At 64.7% G+C, this 14,245-nt stretch carries 14 protein-coding genes; 9 read left to right on the top strand and 5 right to left on the bottom strand.

Translation table 11 applies throughout. The features are described 5' to 3' along the window. Positions 1 to 47: 47 nt before the first annotated feature. From ACPEE1_RS08805 to ACPEE1_RS08795, 3 genes are all read right to left on the bottom strand, one after another. Positions 48 to 2,423 (bottom strand): FUSC family protein, encoded by a 2,376-nt coding sequence (locus tag ACPEE1_RS08805; RefSeq protein WP_260719889.1) that lies wholly within the window; start codon positions 2,421 to 2,423, stop codon positions 48 to 50. 177 nt (positions 2,424 to 2,600) lie between these two features. Continuing rightward, positions 2,601 to 4,133, bottom strand: coding sequence for a glutamate--cysteine ligase (gene gshA, locus ACPEE1_RS08800; RefSeq protein WP_116924440.1), 1,533 nt, complete (start codon positions 4,131 to 4,133; stop codon positions 2,601 to 2,603). A 226-nt stretch (positions 4,134 to 4,359) separates the two neighbouring features. Further along, positions 4,360 to 5,277, bottom strand: a complete 918-nt coding sequence (locus tag ACPEE1_RS08795; RefSeq protein WP_116924441.1) for an SDR family NAD(P)-dependent oxidoreductase — start codon at positions 5,275 to 5,277, stop codon at positions 4,360 to 4,362. Between the two features lie 370 nt (positions 5,278 to 5,647). Here ACPEE1_RS08795 and ACPEE1_RS08790 point away from each other — a divergent pair, with 370 nt between their 5' ends. The 9 genes from ACPEE1_RS08790 to tolA all read left to right on the top strand — a co-directional run bounded on the left by ACPEE1_RS08790 (position 5,648) and on the right by tolA (position 12,372). Then, the gene (locus ACPEE1_RS08790; RefSeq protein WP_116924442.1) at positions 5,648 to 5,938 is read left to right on the top strand and encodes a 2Fe-2S iron-sulfur cluster-binding protein; all 291 of its coding nucleotides are present in this window, start codon (positions 5,648 to 5,650) and stop codon (positions 5,936 to 5,938) included. Positions 5,939 to 6,070: 132 nt separating this feature from the next. Next, positions 6,071 to 7,192 (top strand): bifunctional 3,4-dihydroxy-2-butanone-4-phosphate synthase/GTP cyclohydrolase II, encoded by a 1,122-nt coding sequence (gene ribBA / locus ACPEE1_RS08785; RefSeq protein ID WP_260719890.1) that lies wholly within the window; start codon positions 6,071 to 6,073, stop codon positions 7,190 to 7,192. A gap of 5 nt (positions 7,193 to 7,197) precedes the next feature. After that, a complete protein-coding gene (gene ribH / locus ACPEE1_RS08780; RefSeq protein ID WP_021027309.1) occupies positions 7,198 to 7,659 on the top strand; it encodes a 6,7-dimethyl-8-ribityllumazine synthase in 462 nt (153 codons plus the stop codon). After that, positions 7,656 to 8,192: a transcription antitermination factor NusB gene (nusB, locus tag ACPEE1_RS08775; RefSeq protein ID WP_116924445.1), complete on the top strand. Its 537-nt coding sequence runs from the start codon at positions 7,656 to 7,658 to the stop codon at positions 8,190 to 8,192. Before ribH ends, nusB begins: the two co-directional genes overlap by 4 nt. Before the next feature lie 148 nt (positions 8,193 to 8,340). After that, positions 8,341 to 9,525 carry a pyridoxal phosphate-dependent aminotransferase gene (locus ACPEE1_RS08770; RefSeq protein WP_116924446.1) on the top strand — a complete coding sequence of 395 codons (1,185 nt, stop codon included), beginning with the start codon at positions 8,341 to 8,343 and terminating at the stop codon, positions 9,523 to 9,525. Between the two features lie 105 nt (positions 9,526 to 9,630). Next, on the top strand, positions 9,631 to 10,044 hold the full coding sequence (gene ybgC, locus ACPEE1_RS08765) for a tol-pal system-associated acyl-CoA thioesterase (protein ID WP_116924447.1): 414 nt from the start codon (positions 9,631 to 9,633) through the stop codon (positions 10,042 to 10,044). Next, entirely contained in the window at positions 10,041 to 10,739 is a 699-nt protein-coding gene (gene tolQ, locus ACPEE1_RS08760) for a protein TolQ (protein ID WP_021027305.1), read from the top strand. Before ybgC ends, tolQ begins: the two co-directional genes overlap by 4 nt. A gap of 17 nt (positions 10,740 to 10,756) precedes the next feature. Then, entirely contained in the window at positions 10,757 to 11,191 is a 435-nt protein-coding gene (locus tag ACPEE1_RS08755; protein ID WP_021027304.1) for an ExbD/TolR family protein, read from the top strand. Between the two features lie 11 nt (positions 11,192 to 11,202). Next, the gene (gene tolA / locus ACPEE1_RS08750; RefSeq protein WP_423935983.1) at positions 11,203 to 12,372 is read left to right on the top strand and encodes a cell envelope integrity protein TolA; all 1,170 of its coding nucleotides are present in this window, start codon (positions 11,203 to 11,205) and stop codon (positions 12,370 to 12,372) included. Between the two features lie 103 nt (positions 12,373 to 12,475). Here the strand turns inward: tolA and ACPEE1_RS08745 are convergent, their stop codons facing one another. Beyond that, positions 12,476 to 13,201 (bottom strand): SDR family NAD(P)-dependent oxidoreductase, encoded by a 726-nt coding sequence (locus ACPEE1_RS08745; RefSeq protein WP_423935981.1) that lies wholly within the window; start codon positions 13,199 to 13,201, stop codon positions 12,476 to 12,478. 43 nt (positions 13,202 to 13,244) lie between these two features. After that, entirely contained in the window at positions 13,245 to 14,225 is a 981-nt protein-coding gene (locus ACPEE1_RS08740) for a Bug family tripartite tricarboxylate transporter substrate binding protein (RefSeq protein ID WP_116925980.1), read from the bottom strand. Positions 14,226 to 14,245: the final 20 nt, after the last annotated feature.

Genomic DNA, 14,245 nt, shown 5'->3' with positions numbered 1-14,245 from the left:
TTGCTGGGTCGTGTTAGCGACTCTAAGCCCTCCATCATTTTTCACGCTCAAGTGGACTGCGCCTGAACCGGTTCTGCTTGCACCGGCGGCAAGGTCTCCTCGCGCGCCAGCAGCTGGCGGATCTGCACGGCATCCTGCTGCAGCTGGCCGGCCAGAATGCGCGCCGTGGCTAGGCGCCGCATCAGCCAGGGAATGAGCTGGTCGCGGTCTTCCGGGCCGGGCACGCGCTCGGGAGCGGGCATCTTGGCGGGGCGCTGGGCCTCGGCATCGCCAGCGGCCGGCAACGGCGGCGCCTGCAGCAGGCAGGCATCGATGGTGGCAGCGGTGTCCTGGAGCTGCTGCACCGCAAACGGCGACGGCGTCTGGCCCCGGCGCATCATCAGCATGATCTTGACCGAAGACATCTGGCCCAGCAGCTGGTAGCAATGGGCCTGGAACAGCTCGAGCGCCTGCAGCGGCGGCTGCACGGCACGCGGCTCTTTCAGTGAGCGGTCAACGGCCTGGATCAGCGCGGACAGGCTGTCATAGGCTTCGCGCCGCGCCAGGCGCCAGGCCAGCTCGGGGGCGTTGTCCACGGCCTGCAATTGGTCCACCGCCAGCGACGTGCTGGCATGCGCGGCCTGCGCTTTGAGCACCCGCTGCACCAGCGCCGGCAGCTGCGAGCGCTCCCAGGACGGGAGCACATAGGCAAAGGCCCAGGCAATGCCGGTGCCGATCAAGGTATCGACCACGCGCTCGAACATATGGAAGGTGGTGCTGCCTCCGGCATGCAGCATATGCGCCTGCACCAGTCCCAGCACCGTCGCACCCATCGCGGTGAACAGGTAGCGGCGCAGCGCAAACCCGTGCGCTACGCCCTGGGCCAGCGTCAGGCACAGAATCAAACCCAGCGGCGACAGATGCGCCGACAAAATCGCCAGCGCCGCCACGCAGCCCAGCAAAGTGCCCAGCACCCGCACCGTGCGCCGCTCCAGGGTCTGCGCCAGGCTGCCGCGCAGCACCACCACAATGGTCAGCAGCACCCAGTAGGCATGGGCATTCCAGGGAAGGACCTGCACCACCAGGTAGCCTACCGCAATGGCCAGCGCCGCGCGGATCGCATGGCGCAGCGGAGGCGCATCCCAGCTCATCAGGCCCTTGAATGGCGTCCAGGACCAGGCCGTCGGGCTGACAAACATCTGCCAGCTCGCGCGCACCACGGCCAGATCGGGCTCGACCTCGTCGCGGCCCAGGCCGATCAAGCGGTTGACCTCTTCATGGATGCGCACAATGCGCTCGCTCAGCTCGCGTGACAGTGCCTGGGGCGAGACGTCCGTGTCGTAGTGGTCAGGCAGCGATTCTTCGAGCCGCTGCGCGGGCAGCTTGCTGGCCATCTGCATGGGGCGCAGCAAGGCGTCAAGATTGCTCATCGCGCGGGGCTTGCGGCCCAGCAGCAGGCTGTCGGCCAGGTGCACCACCTCCATCGCCAGGGCACGCAGCATGGCCTGCTGGGCCAGCAGCATCGGCGCCTGCTCGGGCGACTTGCGCAAATGCTCCAGGTCCAGCTCGCAGGCGAGCAGGTGGTCGCGGATCTCCAGCATCTGCATCAGCATGCCGGCCAGGCGTTGGCGGCGCGGCGTGCGCGGGCTCTCCAGCACAATGTCGCGGGCCGCCTGCAGCTGGTCGGCAAAGGCTGCGTGCCGGGCCATCAGCTGGCCCATGTGCTGCTGGGGCTGGCCTGAACGCGAGAATTTGCCAAAATTGCGGTCGGCCAGGTTGTCGCCATAGGCCTCGCCATCGACCGACTCCCCTTCCAGCCCGACATGGCGGGCCGCCTCGGGCAGCACCATGCGCGCCTGCTCCAGCATGAGGGCAGCGAGCGACAGCACGGTATCGGCGATGAACTGCACGCGGTAGCGGAAATTGAGCAAGGTGTTGGCGATGACCGCATACACCAGGAACATGCCCGCGCCAATGCTGAAGAACATCGTCGATTCGGCCGCTGCGGCCAGCAGCTGCCCCTCGGCCGGCTTGGGCACCGACATGCCCAGCACCATGGCCAGCACCACCGCAATGGCAATGGGCGCGCCGCGCTTGCCCCAGGCCATCCACAAAAAGCCCAGAAAAGTGGACAACACGGCCACCAGGCCCAGCAGCACCAGGTGCTGGTGCATCAGCTGCACCATGAAAAACAGCGGCGCCCCCAGCAAGGGGGCAGGCAGCATGCGCCAGAACTTGCCCCGGCGCGGCGCAGGGTTGTCGACCACGATGGTGACGATGACCCCGACCGAGGCCGCCGCCGCATGCTGCGTGCCCCAGATCAGCTGCACCAGCGTGGTTACGAGAAAGAGGCCCAGCGCCACTTCCAGCCCGTTGAGCACATAGTGGTTGAGCAGGCCACGCTTGAACGTGCGCCAGCTGCGGTCGGAAGAGAAGTGCGCCATGGCAGAACAATACGAGAAATCAACACCCAAAGATGTCGGACAAATGATAGCCAACGTGGACAGCTATCAAAACAGAAGCGCAAAGCTTCTTGCAAACGCTTGCATTCTGCCCCCGACCGCTGCGGCGTGCCAGCAACAAAAAAGCCCGCAGCAGCGGGCTCTAGGGCACGAGGTCTATCAAGACACGACCAGGTGTTCGGGAGACATATAGCACTGGCGCCATTCTTCGAACGGCACCGTGTCCGCCGCTTCCATGTCCTTTTGCGCCTTGATCGACTCGGCCGCACGCTGCTGGTACTTGGCCGTCAGCGCATCGCTCCAGGGGCGGGCGAGGGTCTGCTCGCGGGCCCATTGCGACTGGGCGGCGCCAAAGGCCTTGAACGAGGTGCCAAACTGCCCGCTGACCGCCGCCAGCACCTGGGCCGATGGAGTTTGCTCCGGGTGGGCCAGCAGATGCTGGGATTGCTGGAGCGCCTGGCTGTAGTCCTGCGTGCCATGGGCCTGGTCCAGCGCCGCCGCAATGGGCTGGCAGGCTTGCAGCACCTCTTGGGCCCAGTCGGTCAGCAGCACTTCCTGGCCCTGGCGCTGCAGGGTCAGGCCCGGCTCGCGGCCGCGCTCGGCCACCATGTGCTGGTTGTGCTTCATCTCGGCGATTTCAGCGGGCGAATCGGGCGGGCTGTCGCTCAGCAGGCAGTGCAGCAAGAAGACATCGAGCAAGCGCATCGTCGGGGCCGAGATGCCCATGCTGTCAAACGGATTGATGTCCATCAAGCGCACTTCAACATACTCGACGCCGCGCTCGCGCAGCGCATGCAGCGGGCGCTCGCCACGCTGCACCGTGCGCTTGGGGCGGATGGTGCCGTAGAACTCGTTTTCGATCTGCAGCAGGCTCGTGCCCAGCTGGTTGTACTCGCCGCCCGGGTTGATCACACCCACTTTTTCATAGGCTGGATACGGCTGGGTCAAGGCGCCATAGAGCGAATCGGCATAGCCCTTGAGGTCGTTGTAGCTGACGCTGATCGAGGCCTGGGCATCGCTTTGGTAGCCCAGGCGCCCCATGCGCAGCGAGGTTGCGTGGGGCAGGTGCAGGGCGCCCTGGCCATCACCCAGCGGCTGCAGCTGGTGCGGGCGGCCCTGCACAAAGCAAGGACAGAGCACGGGCGACGCGCCAAAGAGATAAAGCAGCAAAAAGGCTTCGCGGCGGAAATTGCGGATCAGACCAAAATAGGCCTCGCTGCTCACCCCTGGCATCGACCAGTTGTAGTGGATGCCCGAGATGGTCTGCATGCGCCGGCCATAGCGGTGGCCCAGGCCCATGCGGTAGATGCTTTTGGAGCGGCCAATGTGCGAGGTGCCATAGCGCCCCAGCGGAATGGTCTCGTCCGAAGGCAGCGAGCAAGGCATGCTCGAGATCCACAGCCGCTCGTCATTGGCTTGCAGAACCTGGTAGACGTACTGGTGCACCTCGGAGAGCTCATCGAGGCAGGCCTGCACGCCCTGGTGCACGCCGGTGATGATCTCGATCTGCGACTCGCTGAAATCGGTCGTGATACTGCTGTGCGTCAGCGCCGAGCCCAAAGCGGCCGGATGCGGCGTCAAGGCCAGCGCACCCTCGTCGTTCACGCGCAGGCCTTCTTTCTCGATGCCTCGCCCAATGCCCAGCAGGCGCTGGGTGCCAATGGCATCAATGCGTTCTTGGATATGGTTCATCTGCGTTGTTCTTGTCTAAGCCGGGCTGCACGATAGCAGGTTGCCCGGCGACTGGCAGAGTATTGCACGCTCAGCCTGACCGGGCTTCGGGATTTAGCCCGATAGCCGCAGCACACCTTGGTAAGAACGTGTAGCGATCGCCCGCGCTGTTGTTTTCTGTACTGCAATAAAGCCCGGCCCCGGGGCACCGGGGGATCAGACCAACCACCCAACGCAGGCCGGCGCCTTAGTGCAGCTTTTGCTGCGCCTTGCGGATTTCCAGGTCGCCCTGCACAAAACCGTTGTCCGGCACGATATCGCCCCGGCGGTCGGTCAGCTCGGCCCATTGCTGGGCCAGGTGGGCATCCATCTCGTCCACCGGTACGCTGTCAGCACTCAGGTGCAGCCCGCGCGTCATTGTGATGTGCGCAGCCTCGAAGCTGCCGGCCCCGGCGCAGACGATGGCCCGCGTCGGCGCGCTCTCGTGCACCAGCGCCAGCATGGCCGGGCTCACCAGCTCGGGCCGCAGTGCGCGCAGCATCTCGGGCGCCAGCAGGCCATCGGTCATGCGCGTGGCGGCCGTGGGCGCGAGCGCATTCACATGGATGTTGTACTTGGCCCCTTCCAGCGCCAGGGTCTGCATCAGGCCCACCAGCGCCATCTTGGCGGCGGCATAGTTGCTCTGGCCAAAGTTGCCAAACAGGCCCGATGACGAGGTCGTCACCAGAATGCGGCCGTAGTGGGCCGCCTGCATAAAGGGCCACACGGCCTTGCAGCAGTGCACGCTGCCCATCAGATGCACTTCCAGCACGGCGCGGAAGTCGTCCATCTCCATCTTGGCAAAGCTCTTGTCGCGCAAGGTACCGGCATTGTTGACCAGCACATCGACCTGGCCCCAGCGCTCGACCACCTGGGCCACCATGGCCTGCACCGCCGGCCAGTCGGTCACCGAGGCATGGCTGGCCATGGCAACGCCGCCCAGCGCCTCGATCTCGCGCACCACCTTCTCGGCCGCTGACGAGTTGCCCTGCCCGTCCACCGCGCCGCCCGGGTCATTGACCAGCACCTTGGCCCCGCGCCGGGCCAGCGCCAACGCATGTTCACGCCCCAGCCCGCCGCCGGCCCCCGTCACAATCGCTACCTTGTCGCTGAAATCCAAACCCATACGTTCGCACCTTTACACCATGCGGGCGCTTGTGCCGCCCAATGTTGGAAGAGGCTTGCAGCCCCGGATGCATTCGCACTGTACGTGTTCACATTTGCTTTGCGCGCCGCTTGGGCGACAGACGCGGGGGCGACAATGCAGGCCAGCGGCCAGCGGTGCGCTAGGGTTATCCCGAAAATGGCTGAACAACCATGTGGATAACTGCGCATCGCGGGCCATTTAACCCGCTAAGCCCATGTTTTTATTAGCCGCGTGTTACATTGCCCGCAATTTCAGCAAAACTGGCCTCATCCTTGCTATCCAGCATCAGTGCTTACCACACTTAGCTGGGCAGCTATGGTTTTGATATGGCCTTTAGGATCCACACCCCATGCCCATCACCCCCGAGCTCTACAACGCCCAGATCGACAACGAAGATATCCAGGTCGATGCCTGGGCAGACACGCCGCTGCTGCAGTCGCTGGAAGAAGGCGGTGTGGACTGGCCCAGCTCCTGCCGCAATGGCACCTGCCGCACCTGTGTGGGTCGATTGAAATCGGGCAGTGTGCACTACGAGATCGAATGGCCCGGGCTCAGCGCCGAGGACAAGGAAGCGGGCTGCATCCTGCCCTGCGTGGCCTATCCGGATGGCAATGTGGTGCTGATGCGTGGCGAGTATTGACCCGCTGCGCCAGTCCCCAGAAGCGCCAAAGCCGCCCAGCCGGGGAGCAGCTGGTCTAAAATTGGGGTTTTTACTGTCTCACGCGCCGCAGATCTGCGCGCAGACACGACACAAGTTCTTTAAAGGCATTCCATGAGCAGCCCCCTGACCCCTGCGCCGATCTCTGCGGTGGAGGACATTGTTGCCGAGATGCGCGCTGGCCGCATGGTCGTTCTGGTCGATGAAGCCGACCGCGAGAACGAAGGTGATCTGGTGCTGGCCTCCGACCATGTCACACCGGAAGCCATCAACTTCATGGCCAAGTGGGGCCGGGGCCTCATCTGCCTGACCCTGACCCGCGAGCGCTGCGAGCGCCTGCAGCTGCGCCAGATGACCGCCAACAATGGCGCCCCGCTGTCCACCGCTTTCACCGTCTCGATCGAGGCGGCCGAAGGCGTGACCACTGGCATCTCTGCCGCAGACCGCGCCCGCACCGTGCAGGCCGCGGTGGCCGCCAATGCCCAGGCCAGCGACCTGGTGCAGCCCGGCCATATCTTCCCGCTGCAGGCGGTGGATGGCGGCGTGCTGATGCGCGCGGGTCACACCGAAGCCGGTTGCGACCTGGCGCGCCTGGCGGGCTGCTCGCCCTCTTCCGTCATCTGCGAAGTGATGAAGGACGACGGTACCATGGCCCGCCTGCCCGATCTGCAGCTGTTCTGCGCCGAGCACGGCATCAAGATCGGCACTATTGCCGACCTGATCGAATACCGCAGCCGCCACGAATCGCTGGTCGAGCGCATCAGCAGCCGCCCGCTGCAAACGGCGCATGGCGAATTCACCGCCCACCTCTACCAGGACCATGCCAGCCACGCGGTGCACATGGCCCTGGTCAAGGGCAGCGTGCAGACGGACAGCGATGTACCCGTGCGCGTGCACGAGCCGCTGTCGGTGATGGACCTGCTCGAGAGCGGCCGCGCGATGCACAGCTGGACCCTGGACGCGAGCCTGGCCTATTTGCAGCAGCAAAACTGCGGCGTGGCCGTGCTGCTCAACTGCAATGAAAGCGCCTCCCAGCTGATCCGCCAGTTCGACGGCAAGGCACGTGCTGCGCAAGCGCCCGAGCGCGGCCGCATGGACCTGCGCACCTATGGCATCGGTGCCCAGATCCTGCGCGACTGCGGCGTGCAGAAGATGCGCCTGCTGGGCGCGCCCCGCCGCCTGCCCAGCATGGCCGGCTACGGGCTTGAGATCACCGGATACATCAACAAGGAATAAGCAGCATGTTTGGAGCAGAAAAAGGCAGTGCCATCAACCTGGATGGCAGCGCGCTTGCCATCGGCATTGTGCAGGCCCGGTTCAACGAAAGCATCACCGACAGCCTGGCCCAGGCCTGCCTGCAGGAGCTGGCCGCCATGGGCGTGCAAGCCGAGAACATCCGCCATGTCAAAGTACCCGGCGCACTCGAAGTGCCTGTGGCACTGCAGGCCATGGCCGAATCCGAAGAATTCGACGCGCTGATTGCGCTGGGCTGCATCATCCGCGGCGAAACCTACCACTTTGAACTGGTGGCCAACGAGTCGGGCGCTGGCGTCACCCGCATCGGCCTGGATTTCCAGATCCCCGTGGCCAATGCCATCCTCACCACTGAAAACGAAGCCCAGGCCATCGCCCGCCAGATCGACAAGGGGCGCGATGCCGCCATCGTCGCTGTCGAGATGGCCAATCTGCTGAAAACACTATGAACGAAAACGACCAGAGCGACTCTTCCTCCAGCCAGCGCCCTCCGCGCCAGGCCCGCAAGGGTCTGACCTCCACCGGCGCGCGCAAGGCCGCCTCCAAGTCCACCCGCAGCCGCTCGCGTGAGTTCGCGCTGCAGGCGCTCTACCAGTACATCCTGAGCGGCAACAGCGCCACCGAGATCGACCTGTTCACGCGCGATCTGGCGGGCTTTCACAAGGCCGATGCTGCCCACTACGACGCACTGCTGCACGGATGCATCGAGGCGGCCGAGCAGCTCAATGCGCAGATCCTGCCCCATCTGGACCGCAAGATGGAAGAGATCTCGCCCATCGAGCATGCCTGCATGTGGATTGGCGTCTATGAATTCCAGCACTGCCTGGATGTGCCATGGCGCGTGGTCATCAACGAAAGTATCGAGCTGGCCAAGGAATTTGGCGGCACCGACGGCTACAAGTATGTGAACGCCGTGCTCAACGCGCTGGCCCCAAGCTTGCGCGCCGCCGAAGTGACTGCTGACCGCAACAACGCGGCCTGATCGCCCTGACCACCGATGCCCATGCCTGCGCGCTGGCATCGGTTTTTCTAAGGGCTTAGCCGCTGCCAGTTATACTTTTGATAGCACACTCCGTGCTTGCCCATATGCCGCCAACGCTGTGGGAGCCCTCTGATCCAAGCTGAAGACCATGAAAATCGCCACCCGAGCCGAGCGCATTGAGCCGTTTTATGTGATGGAGGTCGCCAAGGCCGCCCAGGCACTGGCGGCCCAGGTGGCGGGCAGCGCGGAGCCGATGATCTTCCTGAACATCGGCGAGCCGGACTTCACCGCACCGCAGCTGGTGCAGCAGGCCGCCGAGCGCGCCATTGGCGAAGGCCGCACGCAGTACACCCCGGCGCTGGGCATCGAGCCCTTGCGCCAGGCGCTGTCCGACTGGTACAAGCAGCGCTTTGGCATCGATGTGCCGGCGCGCCGCATCGTCATCACCGCCGGCGCATCGGCTGCCTTGCAGCTCGTGTGCCTGTCGCTGATCGATGCCGGCGACGAGATCCTGATGCCCGACCCCAGCTACCCCTGCAACCGCCACTTTGTCAGCGCAGCAGAAGGCCAGGCGGTGCTGCTGCCCACGACGGCCGAGGAGCGCTTTCAGCTGAGCGCCGACAAGGTGCAGGCCGCCTGGGGCGACAAGACCCGTGGCGTGCTGCTGGCCTCGCCCTCCAACCCCACGGGCAGCTCGATTGCGCCGCAGGAGCTGCGCCGCATCCACGAGGTGGTCAAGGCCCGCGACGGCCTGACCATCATCGACGAAATCTACCTGGGCCTGTCCTATGACGAGGCCTTTGGCCAGACTGCGCTCGCGATCGATGACAACATCATCTCGATCAACAGCTTCAGCAAGTACTTCAACATGACCGGCTGGCGCCTGGGCTGGGCCGTGGTGCCCGAGGCCCTGGTGCCGGTGATCGAGCGCGTGGCGCAGAACCTGTTCATCTGCGCCAGCACGATTGCGCAACACGCAGCGCTGGCCTGTTTTGCGCCCGAGAGCATTGCCGAGTACGAGCGCCGCCGCGCCGAGTTCAAGGCCCGGCGCGATTACTTCATCCCCGCGCTCGAAGCGCTGGGCCTGCCGGTGCCGGTCGCACCCGATGGCGCTTTCTACGCCTGGGCCGATTGCACGCAGGCGGCCAAGAAGCTGGGCGTGGAAGGCTCCTGGGACTTTGCCTATGCGGTGATGGAGCGGGCCCACCTGGCCATCACGCCGGGGCGCGACTTTGGCAGCCATGACACCGGCCGCTTCGTGCGCTTTTCGACCGCCAACTCGATGGAGCAGCTGCAAGAGGCCATTGCCCGGCTGCGCAAGCTGCTGGCCTGATGATGCAGACCGCTGCGCCTTGCCCACTGCCAGTCGCCCCGCAAGGGGTGCTGCGCAGCGCCACCTTTCAGCCACGCTATAAAGCCCCTTTGAAAGGCGATAGCCATGGCCTTTGAGTTTCCGATCCGCATGTACTGGGAGGACACCGATGCCGGCGGCATCGTGTTCTACGCGAACTACCTCAAGTTCATGGAGCGGGGCCGCACCGAATGGCTGCGCTCACTGGGACTGGAGCAGCAGCGCCTGCGCGAGCAGGTGGGCGGCATGTTTGTGGTCAGCGAAGCCCATATCAAATATTTACAACCTGCACGTCTGGACGATGAACTCATCGTGACGGCAGCGCTCCAAGAAGCGGGGCGCGCTTCGATGCAGATCGCGCAGCGCGTGCTCTTAAAACAGAAGCAACCAACAGATACACCTCAGCTGCTGTGTGAGGGCACAATCCGTATCGGCTGGGTCGATGCCCTCAGCATGCGCCCGGCAAGAATTCCTCAATCCCTGATCCAAACCATCTCATGAATTCCCAAGAAATGTCCATTGCCAGCCTGGTCTTGCACGCCAGCTGGGTGGTGCAACTCGTGATGCTGATCCTGGTGGCCGCCTCGGTCGCCTGCTGGGCCACGATCCTGCGCAAGGTCGGCATGCTCAAAGCCATCAAGAACAAGAATGAAAGCTTCGAGAGCGACTTCTGGTCCGGCTCCAGCCTCAACGAGCTCTACCAGAACGCGATGCACAACGTCAAAGCCTGCGGCCCAATGGAGCGCATCTTTGCCAGCGGCATGCGCGAGTACCAGAAACTGCGCGAGCGCCACATCACCAACCCTGACACCTTGCTCGACGGCACGCGCCGCGCGATGCGCGCGAGCTTCCAGCGCGAGATGGACGAGATCGAATCGGGCCTGTCGCTGCTGGGCACCATCGGCTCGGTCTCCCCGTATGTCGGTCTGTTCGGCACGGTCTGGGGCGTGATGCATGCCTTCACCGGCTTTGCCAGCATGGAGCAGATCACCTTGGCCACCGTGGCGCCCGGCATTGCCGAAGCGCTGGTGGCCACGGCCATGGGCCTGTTCGCGGCCATTCCCGCCGTGACTGCCTACAACCGCTTCTCCAGCGGCATTGACCGCATCGCCAGCCAGCAAGAAACCTTCATTGAAGAGTTCTCCAACATCTTGCAGCGCAACCTGGGTGCCCAGCCGCTGCACGCTGCGCACTAAATACAAAGGAAACAGCCATGCCGGCCGTCGCCTCTCGCGGAAAACGCAACCGCCGCACCGTCAACGAAATCAACATGGTGCCCTTCATCGACGTGATGCTGGTGCTGCTGATCATCTTCATGGTCACCGCCCCCATGCTCACGCCGGGCGCCATCAATCTGCCCAAGGCAGGCAAGAGCGAGCGTCCGCCCACCAAGAACATTGCCCATGTGCTGCTGGACAAGGACGGCTCGATCCAGCTCAAGACCGGCAATGTCACGCAAGCCGTGGCCGCCGGCGATCTGGCCGACCGGGCCAAGGCCTGGCAAGCGGACAACCCGCCTGAGGACAGCGCCATGCTCATCGTGGCGGACAAGGACCTGGCCTACCAGAAGGTGATCGATGCCATGTCGACCTTGCAGAAGGCCGGTGTCAAACGTGTCGCCCTGCAAGTGGCTGGTGGCAGCCAATAAGAAGAGTGCCCATGTCTCCTCGTCAAGAGCGCGATCAGCTTGCCCCTCCCAAACCTCCGTCACGGACCAAGTCCTGGACCGTGGCGGCTGCGGCCCACTTGCTGGTGGTCGTCGCCCTGCTGTGGACCGTGCGCAACCCGCGCGACAGCGACCAGCCCTCGGTCGAAGCCGAGCTGTGGGCGCCCACCAATGAGCAGGCCGCGCCTGCGCCGCTGACGCCGCCCCCACCTCCCCCGCCCGTGGCACCGCCGCCGCCCGCCCCGGTTCCGCCACCTCCGCCCCCCGCGCCCGCCCCGACCGTGACCACGCCCAAGCCCGTGGCGGCCGTGCAGGATGACGACGACCGCGAGTCCGAGATTGCCCTGCGCAAGAAAAAGGAGCAGGAAGCCAAGCAGCGCGAGCAAAAGGAGCGTGAGCTGGCCCAGCGCAAGGAAGCCGAGCGCAAGAAGCAAGCCGAGCAGGACAAGAAGGATCGCCTGGAAGAGGAGCGCCAGGAACGCCTGCAAAAGGAAAAGGATGCCCGCGAAAAGGCCGAGAAGGCGGAGAAGGACCGCAAGGAAGCCGACCGCAAGAAGCAGGCCGAGCAGGACAAGAAGGACCGCCTGCAAAAGGAAAAGGACGCCCGGGAAAAAGCCGAGAAGGACAAGGCCGAGCGCGAGAAGGCCGAGAAAGCCAAGGCAGAAGCCGACGCCAAGGCCAAGGCCGCTGCAGATGCGAAAGCCAAAGCAGCAGCGGACGCCAAGGCCAAGGCCGCTGCTGACGCCAAAGCCAAGGCAGCAGCAGATGCCAAGGCCGCCGAAGCCCAGCGCCAGGCCAATATCGCCCGCATGGCCGGTATGGCAGGCGCTGCAGGTGCGGCCGGCAGCAGCCAGGGTGGCACGCCATCGGGCAGCGCCTCTGGCCAAGGCGGCCCATCGGCCGGCTATGGCGGCAAGGTCGCTGCCAAGGTGCGCCCCAACATCACCTTCCCTGATGACATCCAGGGCAACCCGCGTGCCGAGCTGGAAGTGCGCGCTGCCCCCGATGGCACCATCGTGGGCGTGCGCGTCACCAAGTCCAGCGGCAACAAGGCCTGGGACGATGCCGTTGTCCGCGCAATGCACAAGACCGAGACCTTGCCGCGCGACACCGATGGCCGCGTGCCGTCGAGCCTGGTCATTGGCTTCCGCCCCAAGGACTGACGACCTGTTCGTCTTCCTCAAAAAAAATGCCCTCGGCCACCTGGCCGAGGGCATTTGTCTTTGGATAGACAGCTTGCTGCCACCGCCCTCTCGGGCGTCAGCCTCAGCTCACCATATAGCCGCCATCGACCGGCAGCACCACGCCCGTCATGAAGCTGGCCGCCGGCGTGCAGAGAAACACGGCCGCCTGCGCCACATCCTGCGGTGTGCCCCAGCGCCCCAGCGGCGTGCGTGCCAGGATGGGGCCCGAGCGGGCCGGGTCGTCCTGCAGCGCTTGGGTCAGCGGCGTCGCAATCCAGCCCGGCGCAATCGCGTTCACCCGGATGCCGTCGGCCGCATAGGCAATGGCAAGCGACTTGGTCAGCTGGCCAATGCCACCCTTGCTGGCCGCATAGCCGGGCACCAGGCCACCGCCGAAGAAGGTCAGCATCGATGCGGTGTTGACAATGCAGCCGCGCCGGCCGCGCAGCTTGTCGCGCGTGGCGGTGCAGACCCGCATGGTGCCGGTCAGGTTCACCTCCAGCACGCGCTGGAAGACCTCCACATCGTGCTCCAGCCCGCGCTTGATGATGCCCGCGCAGTTGAAGACGATATCGAGCTCGTCCAGATCGGCGAGCGCCCCATCCAGATCGGCCTGGCGCGTGACATCGGCCTGGCGCACCTCCACCCCAGCATCCAGCGTGCCATCGCCCTCGCCCAGGCCCAGCGCAATCACGCGCGCGCCCAGCGCCGCCAAATGGTTGGCGATCACGGCGCCAATGCCTTGGGTGGCACCGGCGACCAGGGCGGTCTTGCCTGTCAACAGGTCTTTCTGGTAGGTCGTAGTCATCACTCGCATCTCTCGCATTGCTTGCTTATCGCCCGCTTGGGGCTCAGTTCTTCATGTCCAGCAGTTTGATCAGGTCGGCGAAATAGGTCGCATCCTTCATCATCTGGTTGCGGAAACCCTGGTCGTCGGCATAGACAAAGCCCAGGTTCTGTTTGGCCAGCACTTCCTGGAAGGCCGGCTCATCGACGGTCTTCTTGGCGGCGGCCTTCAAGTAGTTCAGCACATCGGTGGGCAGCTTCTTGGGGCCGGCAATGCCGCGCCAGGTGCCAATGCTCAGGTCGATGCCCTTTTCCTTCAGGGTGGGGACCTTGTCGAAGTTCTTCACGCGCTGGTCTGCCATCACGGCCAGCATCTTGAGCTTGCCCGCCTGCAGCTGCTGGGCCACTTCGGCCGGGCTCACCGCCACCGCATCGACGTGGCCGCCCATCAGCGCCAGCACCGCCGGGCCCGCGCCCTGGAACGGAATATGGTTGAACTGGATGCCGGTCTTGTCGCCCAGCGCCGTGGCGGCAAAGTGCCAGATCGAGCCATTGCCGGCATTGCCCACACCCATCTTGCCGGGGTCCTTCTTGGAGGCGGCGAGGAACTCTTCAATCGTGTTCCAGGGCGCATCGGCGCGCACGGTGATCGCGGCCGGGTCGGCATTGAACTGGATGATGGGCTGCACATCGTCGTACGAGAACTTGGCCAGGCCCATGGGCTTGAGGGTCACGAGCTCCACCGTCACCACGGCCAGCTTGTAGCCATCAGGCTTGGCATTGATCATGTCGGTCCAGCCAATGGCGCCGCTGGCACCGGGCTTGTTGATCACCACCACGCTTTGGGGAATGTGCTTGCGCGCCGCCTCACCAAAGGCACGGGCCACACCGTCGGTGCCGCCACCGGGCTGGAAGGGCACGATCAACTCGATCTGGCGCGTCGGGAAATCAGCAGCTGCTGCGACATTGCCCAGCGCCATCAATACCGCGCTGGCACTGGCCGCAAACAAGCCGATGGCGCCTCGGCGCGTTTTGCTCATGTTCATACTGTCTCCTCTGTTTTTAC

Origin of the sequence: Comamonas sp. 23, assembly GCF_049601575.1 — a bacterium.
Taxonomy (GTDB): Bacteria; Pseudomonadota; Gammaproteobacteria; order Burkholderiales; family Burkholderiaceae_C; genus Comamonas; species Comamonas squillarum.
This window is presented reverse-complemented; position numbering and strand designations above follow the sequence as displayed.